Origin of the sequence: Actinoplanes sp. NPDC051475 (assembly GCF_040689425.1) — a bacterium.
Classification (GTDB): domain Bacteria; phylum Actinomycetota; class Actinomycetes; order Mycobacteriales; family Micromonosporaceae; genus Actinoplanes.
The window spans coordinates 94,714-111,758 of the sequence record NZ_JBFAZZ010000002.1 but is presented as its reverse complement, the minus strand read 5'-3'; the positions used below and the strand labels follow the sequence as shown (position 1 = coordinate 111,758).

At 73.5% G+C, this 17,045-nt stretch carries 16 protein-coding genes; 5 read left to right on the top strand and 11 right to left on the bottom strand.

Going from position 1 to position 17,045, the window contains the following annotated elements; translation table 11 throughout:
* Positions 1-44 precede the first annotated feature (44 nt).
* Genes AB0368_RS05040 through AB0368_RS05020 form a run of 5 tightly spaced genes read left to right on the top strand, consistent with a single transcriptional unit; the run spans position 45 to position 8,123 of the window.
* Entirely contained in the window at positions 45-1,538 is a 1,494-nt protein-coding gene (locus tag AB0368_RS05040) for an SCO6880 family protein (RefSeq protein WP_366152488.1), read from the top strand.
* Entirely contained in the window at positions 1,535-3,292 is a 1,758-nt protein-coding gene (locus AB0368_RS05035; RefSeq protein WP_366152487.1) for an ATP/GTP-binding protein, read from the top strand. Before AB0368_RS05040 ends, AB0368_RS05035 begins: the two co-directional genes overlap by 4 nt.
* On the top strand, positions 3,289-5,106 hold the full coding sequence (locus AB0368_RS05030) for a TraM recognition domain-containing protein (RefSeq protein ID WP_366152486.1): 1,818 nt from the start codon (positions 3,289-3,291) through the stop codon (positions 5,104-5,106). Before AB0368_RS05035 ends, AB0368_RS05030 begins: the two co-directional genes overlap by 4 nt.
* Complete coding sequence (locus AB0368_RS05025) at positions 5,106-5,813, top strand: RICIN domain-containing protein (RefSeq protein WP_366152485.1); 708 nt, start codon at positions 5,106-5,108, stop codon at positions 5,811-5,813. Before AB0368_RS05030 ends, AB0368_RS05025 begins: the two co-directional genes overlap by 1 nt.
* Before the next feature lie 30 nt (positions 5,814-5,843).
* Positions 5,844-8,123, top strand: coding sequence for a hypothetical protein (locus tag AB0368_RS05020; protein ID WP_366152484.1), 2,280 nt, complete (start codon positions 5,844-5,846; stop codon positions 8,121-8,123).
* Between the two features lie 8 nt (positions 8,124-8,131).
* On the opposite strand, the gene AB0368_RS05015 is transcribed toward AB0368_RS05020, so the two are convergent.
* The 11 genes from AB0368_RS05015 to AB0368_RS04965 all read right to left on the bottom strand — a co-directional run bounded on the left by AB0368_RS05015 (position 8,132) and on the right by AB0368_RS04965 (position 17,045).
* The gene (locus AB0368_RS05015; RefSeq protein ID WP_366152483.1) at positions 8,132-8,524 is read right to left on the bottom strand and encodes a DUF4913 domain-containing protein; all 393 of its coding nucleotides are present in this window, start codon (positions 8,522-8,524) and stop codon (positions 8,132-8,134) included.
* Between the two features lie 28 nt (positions 8,525-8,552).
* Entirely contained in the window at positions 8,553-9,236 is a 684-nt protein-coding gene (locus AB0368_RS05010; protein ID WP_366152482.1) for a hypothetical protein, read from the bottom strand.
* A gap of 31 nt (positions 9,237-9,267) precedes the next feature.
* Positions 9,268-10,683 carry a DHA2 family efflux MFS transporter permease subunit gene (locus AB0368_RS05005; protein WP_366152481.1) on the bottom strand — a complete coding sequence of 472 codons (1,416 nt, stop codon included), beginning with the start codon at positions 10,681-10,683 and terminating at the stop codon, positions 9,268-9,270.
* Between the two features lie 23 nt (positions 10,684-10,706).
* Entirely contained in the window at positions 10,707-11,189 is a 483-nt protein-coding gene (locus AB0368_RS05000; RefSeq protein WP_366152480.1) for a response regulator, read from the bottom strand.
* 62 nt (positions 11,190-11,251) lie between these two features.
* Positions 11,252-11,713: a hypothetical protein gene (locus AB0368_RS04995; RefSeq protein WP_366152479.1), complete on the bottom strand. Its 462-nt coding sequence runs from the start codon at positions 11,711-11,713 to the stop codon at positions 11,252-11,254.
* The gene (locus AB0368_RS04990; protein ID WP_366152478.1) at positions 11,710-12,327 is read right to left on the bottom strand and encodes a hypothetical protein; all 618 of its coding nucleotides are present in this window, start codon (positions 12,325-12,327) and stop codon (positions 11,710-11,712) included. Before AB0368_RS04990 ends, AB0368_RS04995 begins: the two co-directional genes overlap by 4 nt.
* A gap of 338 nt (positions 12,328-12,665) precedes the next feature.
* Positions 12,666-13,004: a PadR family transcriptional regulator gene (locus AB0368_RS04985; protein ID WP_366152477.1), complete on the bottom strand. Its 339-nt coding sequence runs from the start codon at positions 13,002-13,004 to the stop codon at positions 12,666-12,668.
* A 48-nt stretch (positions 13,005-13,052) separates the two neighbouring features.
* Complete coding sequence (locus tag AB0368_RS04980; protein WP_366152476.1) at positions 13,053-14,078, bottom strand: spore coat protein; 1,026 nt, start codon at positions 14,076-14,078, stop codon at positions 13,053-13,055.
* Positions 14,075-14,809 (bottom strand): NTP transferase domain-containing protein, encoded by a 735-nt coding sequence (locus AB0368_RS04975; protein WP_366152475.1) that lies wholly within the window; start codon positions 14,807-14,809, stop codon positions 14,075-14,077. The genes AB0368_RS04980 and AB0368_RS04975 overlap by 4 nt, the downstream gene beginning before the upstream one ends.
* A gap of 8 nt (positions 14,810-14,817) precedes the next feature.
* Entirely contained in the window at positions 14,818-16,239 is a 1,422-nt protein-coding gene (locus tag AB0368_RS04970) for a hypothetical protein (protein WP_366152474.1), read from the bottom strand.
* Positions 16,236-17,045 (bottom strand): hypothetical protein, encoded by an 810-nt coding sequence (locus AB0368_RS04965; protein ID WP_366152473.1) that lies wholly within the window; start codon positions 17,043-17,045, stop codon positions 16,236-16,238. The genes AB0368_RS04970 and AB0368_RS04965 overlap by 4 nt, the downstream gene beginning before the upstream one ends.

Here is a 17,045-nt window from a genome sequence, read left to right as displayed (position 1 = left end):
TGGCTGTCGAGCTGGCAAGTCACCGGAAATGGGGGTCGAGAGTCGTGACCACGGAAGCTGTCAGGGCACGGACGTACGGCAACTGGCGGCGGCCCCGCAAGGCCGGCCTGGGGTCGCTCGGCCTGGTCGGCACCATCGGCATGTTCGGCGGGCTGGTCGTGGTGCTGCTCGCGTCGCTGATCTCCCTGGAAGCGGCGTTCATCGTGTTCCTGCCGATCGCCCTGGCGCTGGTGCCGCTGGCGCTGCGCACCCAGGACGGCCGCAACGTCTACAACCTGATGTCGATCCGCATCGGATGGACCCGGCGCAAGGCGAAGCGGGAGCACCTCTACGTGTCGGGCCCGCTGTCCGCGCGGCCCGGCGGGCGGTTTCGGCCCCCGGGCATGCTCAGCAAGGTCACCATGCTGGAGGGCCGCGACCCGTACGACCGGCCCTTCGGTGTGTTGCACCACCGCTACCGCAACCTGTACACGATCGTCCTCGGCTGCGAGCCCGACGGCGGCTCCCTGGTCGACGCCGACCAGGTCGACATCTGGGTGGCGCTCTGGGGCGACTGGCTGTCCCGGCTCGCCCACGAGCCCGGCCTGCGCGGCGCCTCGGTGGTGGTCGAGACGGCGCCGGATCCCGGCACCCGGCTCGCGACCGAGGTGCTGACCCGGATCTCGCCGGACGCGCCGCCGGCCGCCCGGGCGGTGATGGAGGAGGTGGTGGAGCGCTATCCCGACGCCTCCTCCGAGATGAACACCTACATCACGCTGACCTACGGCCTGCCCGGCGGCCAGAAACGCGGTACGGAAGACGTGCTGACCGACCTCGCGCTGCGCATCCAAGGCCTGGTCAGCGGCCTGGTCAGCGCGGGTGGGGGCGCCGCGGAGCCACTGTCGGCCGAGCGCATCGCGGAGGTGGTGCGGGTCGCCTACGACCCGGCGGTCTCGGCCGACGTGCTCGACATCCGGGCCCGGCACGGCGGTACGGGTCTCGACTGGTCGGACGCCGGACCCGCGGCGACGGTGGAGAGTGTCAACGCGTACCGGCACGACTCGGGGGTCTCGCGCAGCTGGCTGCTGACGCTGGCGCCCCGCGGCACCGTACGCTCCAGCGTGCTGCGGACGCTGCTCGACCCGGCCCCGAGCATCCGGCGCAAGCGGGTGGCGCTGCTCTACCGGCCCATCGACCCGGCCACCTCGGCGAAGATCGTCGAAGCCGACCGTCGCGCCGCCCAGTTCATGGCCAACTCGACGAAGGGCCTGGTACGAGCCCGGGCCGCGTCCGAAGTGGACGCCGCTGAGCAGACGGCCTCCGAGGAAGCGGCCGGCGCCGGTCTCGTGGAGTTCTCCATGGTGGTGACCGTGACGGTGGACTCGGCCGAGGACGTCGCCGACGCCGACGTGACCATGCGCAACATGCTGGGCGCGACCCGCCTCGCCATGCGGCCGGCCGACCGGATGCAGGCCGCGGCGTTCAGCTGCGCGCTGCCGGTCGGGATCCTGCCCTGGGAGCAGACGATGGTGCCGCACGAGCTGCAGGAGGCGCTGTGACCACCACCGGCGGCACCCGGCTGCGGGTCCTGGACCTCGGCGCCGGCTGGAAGCGCGGGGCGTCGGGCCCGGCTACCGGGCTCAGCGGCCTCGTCGTCCCGCCGGCCGGCGAGCAGGACCCCGAGATCGACGAAGTAGGCAAGCAGACGCCGCGCGCGCTCAAGAAGGCGGCCAAGCGGAAGGCCCGCATCGACCTGATCGAGGCCCGGCGCAAGGAGCGCGCCGCGAAGGCCGACCGGCCGGACACCGTCCCGCACCGGGGCGCGTACGGCACGGGCGGCGGCCGGGTCGCCACGATGGACCCGCCCACGATGTGGCGCGCCACCACCGTGCAGGCCTGCGGTCTCTGGCCCTTCGCCTCCGGATCCGGCGCCCCGAGCACCGGCGTGCCGCTGGGCCAGCACCTCGCGACCGGCGCGACCGTGTGCGGCGACCCGCTCAACTGGTTCACCCGCGCCCGGTACATCTCCAACCCGTCGCTGTTCATGCTCGGCATGCCGGGCCTCGGCAAGTCGACGCTGATCAACCGGATGCTCATCGGGCTGTCGGCGCAGGGCGTCGTCCCGCTGGTGCTCGGCGACCTCAAGCCGGACTACGCGGACACCGTCCGGGCCCTGGGCGGTCAGGTCATCCAGATCGCCCGCGGCGTCGGCGGCCTGAACGTGCTCGATCCCGGCGCGATGGGGGCCGCCGCGGCGAAGATCGGTGGTCAGGCCGGCGAGGCGCTGGCCGCCGAGACCCACGGCCGGGTGCTCAACATGGTCGCCGCCCTGCTCACCATCGTGCGCGGTGCGCCGATCACCGACCACGAGCAGTCCGTACTGTCGGCCTGCCTGCGGCACCTGCGGGAGCGTACGGTCCCCGGGCACGCCGTGCACCTCACGGACCTGCTCGCGGTGCTCCAGGAGGGGCCGCCGCGAGTCCGGCAGATCACCCTCGACCGCGGCCAGGAGGCGCGCTACCGGGACGCGGTGGACCCGCTGCACCGGTCGCTGCTGGGCATCCTCGACGGACCCCTCGGCGACACCTTCGCGTCCGAGACCTCCACGCACATCGACCCGAACGCGACGGCCGTGTGCATCGACATCTCCCGGATCGGCGAGGCGGACAGCCAGCTCACCGCCGCGGCGATGCTCGCCGCATGGTCCGACGGACTGGGTACGGTCGCCGCCTCGCACGCGCTGGCCGACGCCGGCCTGGCGCCGCGCCGGTGGTTCTTCACCGTCCTGGACGAGCTGTGGCGGCCGCTGCGGGCCGCCTCCGGCATCGTCGACCGCATCGACGCGCTGACCCGCCTCAACCGGTCGCTCGGCCTGGCCGACTCCAAGATCACCCACACCCTCAAGGACGCCGAGGCGCTGGGGAACGAGTCCGACAAGGCCAAGGCGCGCGGCTTCGTCGAGCGGGCCGGCATGGTGGCCTGCGCCGGGCTGCCCCGCGCCGAGATGGAGGACCTGGGCAAGGTCGTCGGACTGTCCCGCCGGGAGATCGAGCTGGTCTCCTCCTGGTCGTCGCCGCCGGGCTGGGCGCAGAACGGCGAGAACGAGGAACCGCCCGGCCGCGGCCGCTTCCTCATCAAGGTCGGCGGCCGCCCCGGCATCCCGATCCGGGTGGCGATCACCGACACCGAGCGCCACCTGCATGACACCAACAGCCGCTGGGTCTCCAACGGGTACGCCGAACGCGTGGCGGCCGAGCGCGCAGAGGCCGACGCGAAACTGGCAGCCGGCGACTCGGACGGGGGGACGGCATGAGTTCCTCACCGCGCGGCGGGGGCATGGGCAACGACGTAATGCCCTGGCTGGTCCCGGGATGCGCCCTGCTCGCGATGGTCGTACTCGGCGTCGTGGGCCTCGGTGGCACGCTGGGCGCCGCGGTCACCGGGCACGGCTGGCACCCGCCGGCGTTCGACCTCGCCGTCTACCTCCAGGTGCTGTCCGGGAACACCGCGGCGGCCTGGCCGGGCGCGCCGTCGTGGGCACTCTTCGGTGGTGTCACCGTGGTCCTCGCGCTGGTGCTTCTCGTGGTGCTCCTGCTCGGCCGGAAGATCGCCGGCCGGATGACGAACCCCACGAAGGGGCTGGCGACCCGGCGCGAGATGCAGAGCCTGATGCCCAAGGGGATCGAGGCGAGGGCCCGGGACCTGCGCCCGTCGATCAAGAGCGCCCGTACCGTCCATCCGGACGAGGCCGGAAACCTCCTCGGCGACCTGATGCCGAACGGGCCGGAGCTGCGGTCGTCTTTCGAGGACGTGGAGCTGGACCTCATGGCGCCACGCGCCGGCAAGTCCACCGGCATCGCCATCCCGCGGCTGCTGCGTGCCCGCGGCCCGGTGCTGCTGACCTCGAACAAGTCCGACGTCTACACGGTCACCCGGCAGGAGCGGACGAAGGTCGGCAAGGTCTGGACCTTCGACCCGCAGGGCATCGCCCACACGCCCCGGGAGATGTGGTGGGACATGCTTGCGGACTGCGACACCATCGAGGGCGCCCGCCGGCTGGCCGGGCACTTCGTCAGCTCGGTCAACGACGACTCGTCCAAGAAGGACTTCTGGATCTCCGCGGCGCAGAACACGCTCACCGCGCTGTTCCTTGCCGCGGCCCGCGGCGGCGCGTCCGTCTCCGACCTGCTCGGCTGGCTCGCCGATCCGGCCGACCGGGCGCCGATCGACCTGCTCCGGGAGGTCGGCATGCCGGCCATGGCCGAACAGCTGCAGGGTACGGTGCGCGGCGCGGTGGAGACCCGGGACGGCATCTACGAAACCGCCCGGCAGTGCGTCGCGTGTCTGCTCGACCCCGGCATCCTCGCCTGGGTCAGCCCGGACCCGGCCCGGCCGGAGTTCGTCCCCGACGAGCACGTGCTCGGCCGCGACACGCTCTACCTGCTGTCCAAGGACGGCGGTGGCTCGGCAGCGGGCGTGATCGCCGGCCTCGCCGACGCGACGATGCGGGCCGGGGTGGTCGCGGCGGAGCGCATGGGCGGGCGGCTCGACCCGCCGATGACCGCGGTGCTCGACGAGGCGGCGAACGTCTGCCGCATCAGCGACCTGCCCGACCTCTACAGCCACTTCGGCTCCCGGGGCATCAACGTCGTGACCCTGCTGCAGAGCTACCGGCAGGGCGTACGCGTCTGGGGCGAACCGGGCATGGACGCCCTGTGGAGCGCGGCGACGGTCAAGCTGCTGGGCGCGGGCCTCGACGACGCCGACTTCGTGGACAAGATCGCGCGCCTGGTCGGCCAGCACGACGTGAAGACGCCCAGCTGGTCGAAGAGCCGGGACGGGTCGTCGCGCTCGATGTCGTACCGGCAGGAGCAGGTGCTGCCCGCCGACAAGATCAGGGCCCTGCCCAAGGGCACCGCGCTGCTGCTCGCGACCGGTGTCCGGCCCGCGCTGATCCGGCTGCGTCCCTGGTACAAGGAGCCCGACGCGGGGCCCATCTCGCATGCGGCCAAGGCCGAGGTCGAGGCCATCACCCAGCGCGCCGCGGCGAGCTGGTCGCGGCGGCCGGCGTACCGCAAGCCGCGTGGCGACGAGTTCCAGGTCGCACCCGCTTGGGACGGTGGGTGATGACCGGTCCGATGTGGGCGGCGCTCGTCGTCGCCGTACTCACCCTGACTGCCGGGCTTGCCGCGGCCGTCCGGACGGCACGCCGGGGACACCTTCCCCGATGGTGGCCGGTTCCGGCCCGGCCCACCTCCACGCTCGCCCACCAGTGGGCCAGCCAGGCACTCGAACTTCGCCCCGGGCGGCACGTCCGGCTCGGCCGGGCCGGCCGGCTGCTGATCGCCGCCGCCTGCGGGATCGCCCTGGTGGCGATCGGCTCGGTGGTCACCCTGGCCGTGATCAAGGAGCGGCCCCCGGAACGATTCACGGTCGCGCTCTCCGGTCAATCGGCCGGCGACGTCGGGTACGGCCCCCGCATCGTCTCGGAGGATGCGGCGCTGTGCCTGGCGGCCCGGGCGGACGCCGACGGATCGGCACTGACCGTGGCGCCCTGCGACGGCTCGCCGACCCAACGCTTCACCCCCGCCACGGACGGCGCCCTCCACCTCGGTTCCCGCTGTCTGGCCCTCGCGAAGGACGCGGCCGTTCAGCTCGCGACCTGTGACGGCGGCCCTGCGCAACAGTTCGCGATCGAGTCGGGACGGCTGGCGAGCAGAAAGGCGGGCACGTGCGTCGACGTCGCGGACGGCCGGGTCGTCGCGGACGCCCGCATCGTCCTGCGCGCCTGCGACGACATCACCGCGCGCGACTGGTGGTACCTCGCGTCGTAGCGGCGCGTCCGATCGAAAGGTCTCACAGCCATGACGAGCACGCTCGACCATCGCGTGGTCCCGGGCACCGCCCTCCTGCAGGACCGGATCGGCAACGCCCTCGTCCTGCACCCGGACGAGCCGGTCAGCGACGAGGCCCGGGACCTGGCTCTGCGGATCGCCGCCGACCCCGGCAACGACATCGTCGTACTGGACCTGCCGGACGGCGTACCGTTCGCGGTCTGGCAGTCGCTGGTGCGCACCTGGCCCCGCCGCCGGCGCCGCGGCGTCCGGCTCGTCACCTGCCGCAGCGGCCCGGGCACCGCCGGACTGACCGCGCAGTGGTTGGCGCAGCTGTTGCGCTGCGTCGTGCACGCACCGGACGGCAAGCTCACCGTCGGCCCGTCCGGGACCGTGCTCGCGCACTCGTCCCCGGACAGCGGCTGGCTGAGGTTCCGCCCGGGCAAGCCCCCGGTCTGGTACGCCAAGCGGTATCCCGCCCCGGCGTGGGACGCCGCGGCCGTCGAGACGCGGACGCTCGGCCCCACCACCCGCGCCGAACCGCTGACCGGCGGCCTGTGGATCCACGACACCCGCGACCCGCAGCGCGTCGAGCGGCACCGGACCCTGCTGGAGACCGCGTCACCCTGCGACCCGGACGCGCTGACCGTCGTGCTGGGCTGCCCGGGTACGCCACCGCTCGGTCTCGACGAGGTCCGCCGGCTGTGGAACGACCTGACCGATGACCAGCGCACCCGGCTGCGCTTCGCCGCGTACGGCCCGGTCACCACGCCGGACGGCGATCGCCTCGGTCAGGCACTCGCCGATGTGCTCGGCGCGCCTGTGGTGTGCTTCGCCGGCCTGCCGCTGACCGCACCGTACGAGGAGGCGGCGTATCCCGTCCGGGCCGACGGGGAGCCGGGCTGGCCGGCCTTCACCCGCGAACTCGGCTTCTCGCCGCGCATCCTGCCGGTATCGCTTCCCCGGCGCCCGGTGATCCTCGCCCACCGGGTGCCGCTCGATCTGGGCACGGAGGTGGCGCCGCTGACCTACCGGGCCGACAGCGACGTGCTGGTCGAGATCGTGGAGGCGGGGCTTTGGGTACGGCCTGCGCACGCCCCCGAGCATGCGGAACGGGTACGGGGGCTTGCCGCCGATCCGGACCACTGCGCGGTGTTGTTCGAGGACGGGTTGTTGCCGGTGGCCCGCCGGCTCGCCGAACGGCTGAACGACGCCCGCGTGACCAGCCGGGCGCGGCCGGCGGCGGAGCTGATCCGCGCGGAACCCGAGGAGGCTTTCGTCGCGCCGGCGCCGGAACCCGAGCGCTGGAACGAGCCGACGCCGCTGCCGGTGGCATCCCGCGACGCCGCTGCGGCAACCACAGCGCCGGAACCGCCGAGCGTGGTTGAGCTGGCGTCGCCGCCGCGGGCAATTGAACCTGCCGAGATACTTCCGCGAGCGACCGTCACGCCGTTGTCATCGCCGCCGGTCGCGCCCATGCCGCTGTCGTCTTCGCCTGTCGCGCCGCCGCCGGTTTCCTCGCCGCTGGCTCCGCCGGTCGCGTTGCCGGCCGCGGAGGCGCCGCCGGCGGACGAGGACCATGAGTGGTTGCGCCGCACGCTGGCAGGTCTCGATCCGGCGGCCGGCATCGACTCTCTCTGCCGGGCGGCGGGCGCTGTCCTCGATGGACAGCGGGAGCTTGGTGACGCTCGCTCGGGCCGTGCCGTCGCGGAGGCTGCCGCTCTGTGCTGGTATCTGACCCGTGGCGGGACCGGGCTCGACCCCCTGCTGTGCAACGGCGACGACGGCGACCACCGGCGGCTCGCCGACCTGGCCTCGGCCGCCCTCGAGCGACTGCCCCGCTACGCCGGCGCGGTGACCTATGCCCGTACGCCCGCTCCGCAGGAATGGGAGATGTACCAGGACGCAAGGCTGATCGCCGACTGGGGCTTCGTCCATGCGCTGACCGAGCCGTGTGCGGAGCAGGACGGGGACACCAACGTGCTGATCTGGTCGCTGACGGCCGCCCGTACCGGGGCATTTGAGCCGGAGGGCGACGCCGCCGTGACCGACCGTGTGGTGTTCCGGCCGGGCACGATGTTCAAGGTTCTCGAGCTGCGGCCGCCCGCAGGCCGGCAGCGGGGGAGCATCCTGCTGCGCGAACTGGATCCGGCGGAGGACGGCGGCATCGATCCGGCTCCGCTTCCGGCGGATGCGGAGGCCGTGACCACCCTGCTGGGCGAGCTGCGCCGGTGGGCTCTGTCCCGGCCGCAACCGCGGACCGGCGCCGGGGCGGCGGCCCGCTTCGACCGCCTGCCCGGCCTGATCTGAACGCCGGCTCAGAAGGCGAGTGGCTCGACCGGTGGCGCCTGCTTGTCGCGGTGCGACCCCGGCTTGCATCCGGCGAACGGCCCCGCCGGGTCGCGGAGCGAGGTCATCACCGGCTGGAGGAAGTCGCGGTGCCACGTTGCCGGGCCGCTCAGGTTGCTGGCCGCGCCGGTCATCTCCTGCCATGCCATGGAGAGGGCGTGCAGCTGGGCCACCGCCTCCGCGTGCCGCCACCACTGGGAGCACCACGGCGCCGCGGACGTGACTTCGCGGCCGTACACGGGGATCAGGAGGTTGTGCACCCAGAAGGCGAGGCGGTCGAGGGTCTCGCCGTAGCCGGGTCCGTCCTGGTAAAGGATGAAGGAGGGCGTCTGGGTCTCGGGTTCGTTCGCTACCTGGGTCATCGGGGCTGCTCCCTGTGGTTGACGATCTTCAGAGCCGGGCGGCTTTCTTCGGTGTGGGCGTCGATGCCGCCCGGGTGAGGCCCGGGCGTGCCAGGGGCTGCGCGGGCTGCTGCCCGTTCGGAAGTCCGGCGCGTTGCCGTTCGACGTCCGCCTGCGCGGCCTGGGCGACGAGGTTCGGAAGAGTCGGTTGCGCCGGGGCCGGTGCGGTACGCACCCGCTGATCGAAGTCGTGCTGCGCCACCCGTTCCTCCCCGGCGGCGACGGCCTTCTGCAGGGCCGTGGTGGCTTCCTCGTGAAAGCTCTTCGTCTGCTCGAGGCGTCCGCCGTAGAAGAGCCGCCGGAAGACGTCGTTTCGCGGGTTCGCGACAAGGGCGGCGTCGAGCTCGTCGAGTTGCCGAGCCACCCGCAGCATGTGCGGCGCGAACTGCCTGGCCTGTTCCGTCCATGAAGGAGGGTCACTCGTCGAGGCTCCGGCCCCCGCGCCGGTCTCGGGCTCGGGGGAGATCTGTGCGGGCCGCCCGCGGAAGGCGTTCACGAAACGGCGGAGATAATCGCGCCATTTCGGTTCCAGATCGCCGTTCGGCGAGGCGAGCCGGTCGACGTACCGCTCGGCCTGGCCGAGGCGGATGGAACCGGGACGATTCCTGCCGGCCTGTCGGAGCCTGGCGAGGTCGGCGGTGGCATGGTGCGTCCAGCTGTCGTCGGAAGGCATACCGCTACGACGGGCCGCCGGGCCTGCCGGTTCACCGTCCGTCGGCGAGCCGTCCCGGCACGAAGAACAGCGCGAGGACGCTGCCCCCGGCCATCAGGCCCGCACCGATGAGCATCGCCGTGCGGTACGTGGGCGCGAGGTCCGCCGCGTCGGTCAGGCTGCCGGCGCCGATGCCCGCCGCCAGCGGCAGCACAGCGACGGCGAGCAGCCCGGCCGCGCGAGCCACCGCATTGTTGACGCCGCTGGCGATGCCCGCGTGCGCGTCGTCCAGGGCGCCGAGCGCCGTCGCGGTCAGGGGCGCCACCAGCAGGGACAGGCCCAGGCCGAACACGATCACCGGGGGCAGTACGTCGGTCAGGTAGGCGGCCGCGGGACCGATCCGGGACATCCACACCAGCGCCGCGGCGCAGACCAGCGGGCCCGCGGTCATCGGAATGCGCGGCCCGATCCGCTGGGCGAGCGCCCCGGCCCGGGCCGAGAACAGCAGCATCAGCACGGTGATCGGCAGCAGGGCGAGGCCGCCGGCGAGCGGACTGTAGCCGGCCACCACCTGGAGGTTGACGGCCACCAGGAAGAAGACGCCGCCGTTGGCCGCGTACACCAGGAAGGTGACGAGGTTGGCGCCGGTGAACGCCCGGGAGCGGAAGATGGTGAGCGGCAGCATCGGATGCCGGGCGCGGAGCTCGCGGAGGACGAAGCCCGCCATGCCGAGGACACCGATCGCGAGCCCGGCCACCACCGGGGTGCTGCCCGGACCGTCCGCGGGCCAGGCCGTGAAGCCGTACGTGAGCCCGCCCAGCCCCGCGGCGCCCAGGATCACCCCGGCCACGTCGAGCTCCTGGGCGGCTTCGGGGTTGCGGGACTCGGGCACGCGCCTTGCCGAGACGGCGACCACGAGCAGCGCCACGGGCACGTTGATCAGGAAGATGAGGCGCCAGTCGGCCACGTCGACCAGCCAGCCGCCGAGGAACGGTCCTAGCGCGCCGCCGATGCCGCCGAGCCCGGACCAGGCGCCGATCGCCCGCGACCGGTCCTCCCGCGCGAACGACGCCTCGAGGATGGCGAGGGCGCCCGGGGTCAGGAGTGCGCCGCCGATGCCCTGCAGGACGCGGGCGGCGATGAGCAGTTCGATCGACGAGGCCACGCCGCAGAGCAGGGAGGCGGCCGCGAACCAGCCGACCCCGATCATGAAGACCCGTTTGCGGCCGTAGCGGTCGCCGAGCGAGCCGCCCAGCAGGATCAGGGCGGCGAGGCTGAGGGCGTACCCGTTGACGGTCCATTGCAGGCCCGCGGCGCTCGCGTCGAGGTCCTCGCCGATCGTCGGCAGGGCGATGTTGACCACGGTCGCGTCGATGAAGGCGAGGCTGGACCCGAGCACGGTGGCGAGCAGCACCCACCGGCCGGCGGCGGTGCGGTAGCGGACGCCTGCGGTGCCGCCGAGATCCATGTCCGGGACATTACGCCCGATGATCAGGCGGTGCGGGACAGCTCCATCAGGACCGGTACGGCCACCGGCCGCGGAACCGCCGCCCGGGCCGCCAGCAGTGCCGTCCGGGCCGCGATCGCGGACTTGCTGGACGGACGCTCCCGGCGCAGGAGCAACGCCGTCACCCGGGCCGCGAGCTCCGCCCGTTGGTAGGGCTTGGCGAGGAAGTCGTCGGCGCCCGCGTCCATCCCGGCGAGGATCCGGTGGCCGTTGACGTCGGCGCTGACCAGCATGATCGGCAGGTCGGCGGTGGCCGGGCCGGCGCGCAGGAGACGGCACAGCTCGATGCCGGAGGTGCCGGGCATGCGTATGTCCAGCAGCACGGCGTCGATCCCGCCGGCCTCGACGACCCGCAGCGCGGCGTCGGCGTCGGCGGCCTCGACCACGTCGTGGCCGCATCGAAGCAGCGCCAGCGTGAGAAGGTCACGGTGGTCGGCGTCGTCGTCGGCGATCAGCACGGTGGCCACGTGATCTCCTTTCGGCGCGGGTGCGGAGTCTGCCGGTCTGTTCGGCGTGCCCCTGGAACCGCTTAGCCGTTTCGCGGGATTCGTGGCCCGCGGCTCGCCGTGATCATGACGGCCGCGAGCAGCAGCAGCGCCAGGGCGGCGGGCCACCGGGCCAGGCCGAGCAGCAGCTCGCCGACCGGGAGCGGGACCGTGGCGGTGCCGGTGGCGGCGGCCAGCTGCAGGACGGTACGCACCCACAGCGGGATCGTGACGAGGCCTCCGTCGGACGCGTCGGCGTGGAACGCGAACCGGATGCCGCCCCTCGTCGCGTCGAAGGCCATGCCGCCGTCCGGGATACCCGCGCCGATGGACCAGCCCGCCGCCGCGATCCGGGCCCGGGCCTGCTCGCGGTACGGCCCGACGGCCCCGGTCGCCGGGATCCGCGGGGTGATGATCCGGGTCGGCTCCACGTCGTCGCGGGCCATCAGGAAGCTCAGCACCGCCGGCTCGTCGTCGGCCGGGAACAGGTCTTTCTCGATGCTCACCGGCGTACCCGGGTAGGCGACCGTGGCGACCGCCCCGAGGTCGGGCCCGGCGGCGAACGCGTCGGCGGCGCGGGCGCCGATCCGGGCGGCGAGGACGCCTGCGAGCGCTGGGCGGCCGTGCGGGTGGCGGATCGGCCCCCGACCGTCGCCACCAGCACCGACACGAGGCACATCAGCACCGCGAACTGGGTGACGCCCCAGCCGTACGTCATGCTGAGCGACCAGAACGGCCAGCCCGGCGAGTCGGCCCGCAGGGTCTCCGCGACCAGTCCGGCCGTACCGATCAGGGTCAGCGGGGTGAGCGGGACCAGGGCGATGACGACCGGTTCCCGGGTCAGCGACCGGATCGCCCCGGTCGCCCGCTCGGTGCGGCGGCTCACCCATCCGGTGACGAACCACCCGAGCAGCGCGCCGGCCAGCCATCCGCCCCAGCTCAGCAGGGAGAGCCAGCGGGGCGTCATCCGGGTCAGCGTGGCGGTCACGTCGAAGCTGCCCGGCGGCGTGTCCACCACCGCGGTCGAGGTCTCGACCTCTATGACGATCTCGCCGCGGGTCGCGGTCAGCCGGGTGCCGTCCTGGTCGAGCTCGCCGGTCGCGATGACGGTGGAGCCCATCGGGACCGTCTTGCCGACGTCCCAGCCGGCCGCCGCGAGCCGGGCCGCGGTCGAGCACCTCGGTCGTCGACGGCTCGCTGATGTCGATGAACAGCCGGTCCCCGTCGCGCTCCGCCCAGTGCGTCACGCCCGGGAAGACGGAGTCCTGGATGGCGGCGAGGCGGGCGCCGGCCGGGAACTCCGGGCCGTCCTCCCAGCCGATCCGGGCCGCGAGGGCGGCGCCCAGGTAGGCGGTGCTGAGGGGGTCGGCCGGGTGCGGCCGCCCTCGGTCAGGGTGTCGAGGAGCTCTTCCCTGCGGGGCCCTTTCGGGTACGCCCGGAGCACCAGCTGGTAGCCGCTCACGCGGTCTGCTCCAGCCCGTGGCGCACCGACAACTGCCGCGCGGCGGTCAGGGCGTTGGTGCGCAGCCGTTCGGTCTCCACGTCCAGCGCGGCGGCGCCCTGGTCGGTGAGCCGGTAGTAGCGGCGGGTCCGCCCGTCGACGATCTCGTCGCGGTCGGGTTCGACCAGCCCCTCGGCGGCGAGCCGGTCCAGGGCCGCGTACAGGGTGCCGGCCTGGAGCTTCATCCGGCCGTCGGAGAGCCGGGCCACCTCCTGGAGCACCCCGTAGCCGTGCAGCGGGTGGCTTGCCAGGGCGGTCAGGATCCAGAAGGTCGGTTCCCGCATCGCTTTCGCCATGCGGGCAATATAAAGATGACTTGAATATCGGTCAACCGATCCGGCGCCCTACTCGTTCTTGAGCAGGGCGTCGGCGACCCGGGAGCAGCCCTGGCCGTCGACGGCGGCCCAAGCCTTGGCGGCCAGGGCTGCGCGGGCCGGCGGGCTCACCAGCAGCCTCCGGAGCACGTCGACGGCGGCCGCGGCGTCCTTGGGCTCGCGCAGGGCGGGCAGGTGGCCCAGGCCGGCCGCGAGGCCGCGGGCGGTCGTGCGGGCGTACCCGATGATCTGGTTGTCGACCACCCGGACCAGCGCTGCCGGCAGTCCCAGGCAGAGCAGCTCCCAGGTCGAGGTGCCGCTGGCGCTGATCACGACGTCGGCATCCGCCAGCAGCTTCGGCAGGTCGTCGGTGGGCTCGATGATGTCCAGTCGCTGCCCGGCGCCGGGTTCGAGGGCGAGCAGTTCGGCGCGGAGCCCCGGGTTCGCCGCCACGACGGTCGCCGTGCAGTCGATGCCGGTGCGGATCAGGAGCCGGGCCACGACCGGTGCCGCCCGGTACGCGTCCGTGCCGCCGAAGAACGCGACCACGCGCGGAGCCTCGGCCGCGCGGGGGACCGGCGGGGACGGCGGGCGCAACCGCCTGATGGCCTGTCGCAGCAGGGCGTAGTCCAGTCCGGCCAGCCGGATCGCGTCCGCGGGCAGCTCCGGTGCGGCCAGGTCGGCGTCGAGGTTCTGGTCGACGTACACGTCGGCGGGCATGCCCCGCAGGTCGCCGTCGACGATTGCCAGCACCGTCCGCCCCGACGCGCGCACGGCCGCCGCGTGCGCGGGCGGAAGCTCGTACGAGTCGACGACGACCGCGTCCAGCTCGAGCCGGTCCGCCGCCGCGACCAGCCCGGCCGGGTCGTACGGCGCCGAGTGCCAGGGCAGCCCGCGGCTGAGTAGCTGCTGCGCGGCCCAGTCCAGGCCGCCGAGGTCGCTGAGGAAGTGCACGGCCACCCCGCGGGAGGTCAGCTCCTCGGCCAGCCCCACGCAACGGACCAGGTGCCCGACGCCGGTCCGGGCCCCCGCATCACATCGAACCCCGATTCTCACGCCTGCGTCAGCTCTTTCTGGCGGACGTGCGCGTTCAGCCCGGCCAGTTCCGGACGGTCGGTGAGCCAGTCGGCGAGCGTGCGTACGGGCACCGGCCGGTCGCCGAAGTGCCCCACCACCGCCTCGATGAGTCGCCAGTCGTCCTCGGTGTCCAAGGTGAGCCGCAGGTGCGACAGGTCGGGTTGGAGGGTCAGGCCGAGCACCGTGAAATCGTACGGGTGGGAGTACACGTACGACGTCACATGGGTGCGATGGTGCTCCGCGGCCACCTTGTCGATCTGCCGCAACACCTCGGTACGCACGATCTCCACGTCCAGCCCGCGCGGCAGCGTACGGGCGATCGAGGTGCTCAGGTAATCGAGGTCCGGGGTGGCGGCGAAGACGTCGGCGGCCAGCATGATGAGCTCGGGGTCGAGCAGCGGGCAGTCCGCGGTGAAGCGCAGGACCGCGTCGGGGTCGTCCTCGCGCTCGTCCAGCACGCCGATGAAGCGGGTCAGCACGTCGTCGACGGGTCCACGGTGCACGGCGACGCCGATCGCCTCGCACTCGGCGGCCACCGCGTCGTCGCGGGTCTCCGTGGTGGTCGCCACGACGAGGCCGTCGAGGACGCCGCTGTCGCGCGCCGCCCGGACCACGCGGTCCAGCACGGTGCGGCCGCCGAGGCGCCGCAGCACCTTGCCGGGCAGCCGGGAGGAGCCCATCCGGGCCTGGACGATGCCGAGGGTACGCATAGAGATCCTTATCGGTTCTTCAGGAGCCGGACGGCCTTGCGGGCGGCGCGCGCCCCGAGGCGGGTGATGCGGTAGCCGGCCTTGCCGCTGAACATGTCGATCTGGAGCCGGGCGCGGCGCAGCTCGCGGTCGCGGCTGACCAGCTCCGACTCCACGTGCCGGATCCGTACGGCCGCGTCGGTCAGCTGTTCCTCGAGCCGCCGTACGCGCTCCTCGTGCTCCCGCACCGAGTCGGGGGCCGGCAGCGGCACGTCGTCCGCCGCGACGGTGCCGGTGGGAAGTCCTGCGGCCGCCAGCAGTACGCGGGTGAGCGATTCGGTGTCGCCGGCGGCGGGCCACGGCTGCTCGTATCCGCCGGCGAGCAGCATCGCCGCGAACCGGCGGACGGCCACCGCGGCCTCGACTCCGGGACGGGTGTCGTCCAGGACCGCGAACGCGGCGCCGTCGACCAGCACGTTGTCGGCCGTCGTCGTCGGCTGTTCGGCGACCCAGGCGGTGAGCAGGCGCCGCACCTCCGGCAGGTCATGGCGCAGGCAGGCACCGATGAGCAGTTCCTCGAGCAGCCGTCCGGGTGGGAGCTCCGGCAACGGGCCGGCACCGAGCACCGCCGGTGGCAGGCGCACCGGGCCGGCCGCGCCCCGGAAGGCGAGCACCACCCAGGCCGGGGCCAGCTCCGCGCCGAGTCCGGCGCGGATCGCGGCCGAGCTGAGGCGCCGGGGGTCGCTGAGCACCCGGCGGCCCGCGTAGGCGACACCGGCCGCGCCGGACGCGGCGGCGGCGAGGGCTCCCGCCGGCCCGTGGCGGAGGGCCGACTCGTCCGCGACGAACGTGGGTGCCGACGGCAGCGGCCAGGCGGTGCCCAGCCAGGTGACGGTCAGGCCGTCGGCGGTGAGCCGGTCGCGCAGGCGGGCGGGGGTGCCGGGCTTGTCGTCGTACTCGCCGACCGGGCGCCAGTCCGCGTCCGTGTGCGCGGAGGTCACGGTGGTCCGGTCGACGAGCTTGTGCACACCGAGCTCGTTCTCCACGCTGAGCAGCAGGGCGCCGCCGGGCAGCAGGGCCCGGTGCAGCGCCTGCACGCTCTCCGCCCAGTCGTATTGCGGGCCCTCCACCGCGGAGAGCCGGGCCACGCCGTCCAGGGCGACGATGACGTCGAACTGGTCGGTGAGCTTCGCCAGTGATCCACAGAGGATGGTCACGTCATGGTCGATCAGCGCGTCCGCGTCCAGTTCGCCACGGACCAGGCACGTGATCTTCGCGTTTCCGGGCAGCGCCGCGATCAGCGCCGGCGTGTGCGGCCCGGCCACCAGGACCCGCGCGCCTGCCGGGACGAGCGGGCGCAGCGCCTCGATCAGGTAGCCGTACGCCTGACCCCCGGCGGGCGTCGCGTCGGACCAGCCGGCCATCTCGCCACCGATGTGTCGAAGCGTCATCGCGGTGCCCACCCGAGGGTCTCGCGCAGCTCCGCCGGGGAGGCGAGCACACCGGCGCCCAGCTCGGCGAGGGCCGATTCGCGGGCGGCTTGCGGGTCGGGAGCCTGGCCGTGCAGCTCGGGCCACTGGCGGCGGATGCGCTCGGCGATCGTGCGTTCCTCGCCGGCCAGCTGCATGGGATCGCCGTAGACAGCGGGTTCGCAGCCGACCGCGGAGCCGTAGAGCACCGCGCTGCTCAGCCGGTTCGAGGCCACCCGGCGGTGCCGGCGCAGCTCGTCGAGCTGGTGGTGCAGGAAGCGGGTGTCCGTGCCTTGCCAGCGCAGGCCGCGGTAGCCGTGGCAGATCACCCGGCCGGCCTGCTCGTAGCGGCGGCGGGTCCGGTCGTCGCGGTACTCGTGCCAGTACAGGCAGAAGGTGACCGGGCCGTCCTCGGTCGCCAGGATCTCGTCGATCAGCCGCTGATGGTTCCCGGCGATGTGCTGGCCCTCCCAGCCGTGGAACGGGTACCAGATCGTGCCTTCGCGGGGCGTACCGTCGTCGGGTCCGGCCATCTCGAGCAGGTAGAGGAAGGGCGCGCCCACGGTGGTGGCGTAGCGGCGGCCCATCGACCACGCGCGCCGCCGGGTCTGCTCCGACCAGACGAAGATCGGGCGGCCGGAGACGTACGGCGTCCCCGCCCCGAGCCCGTCCACCACGTTCCAGCCGTGCTGCAGGTAGCCGTTGATCCGGGGCGGATCGTCGGGGTCGAGCCCGCAGTACGCGGCCAGCACGTGCGCGTGGCCGTAGAAGTGGTTCGCGTGGTGCAC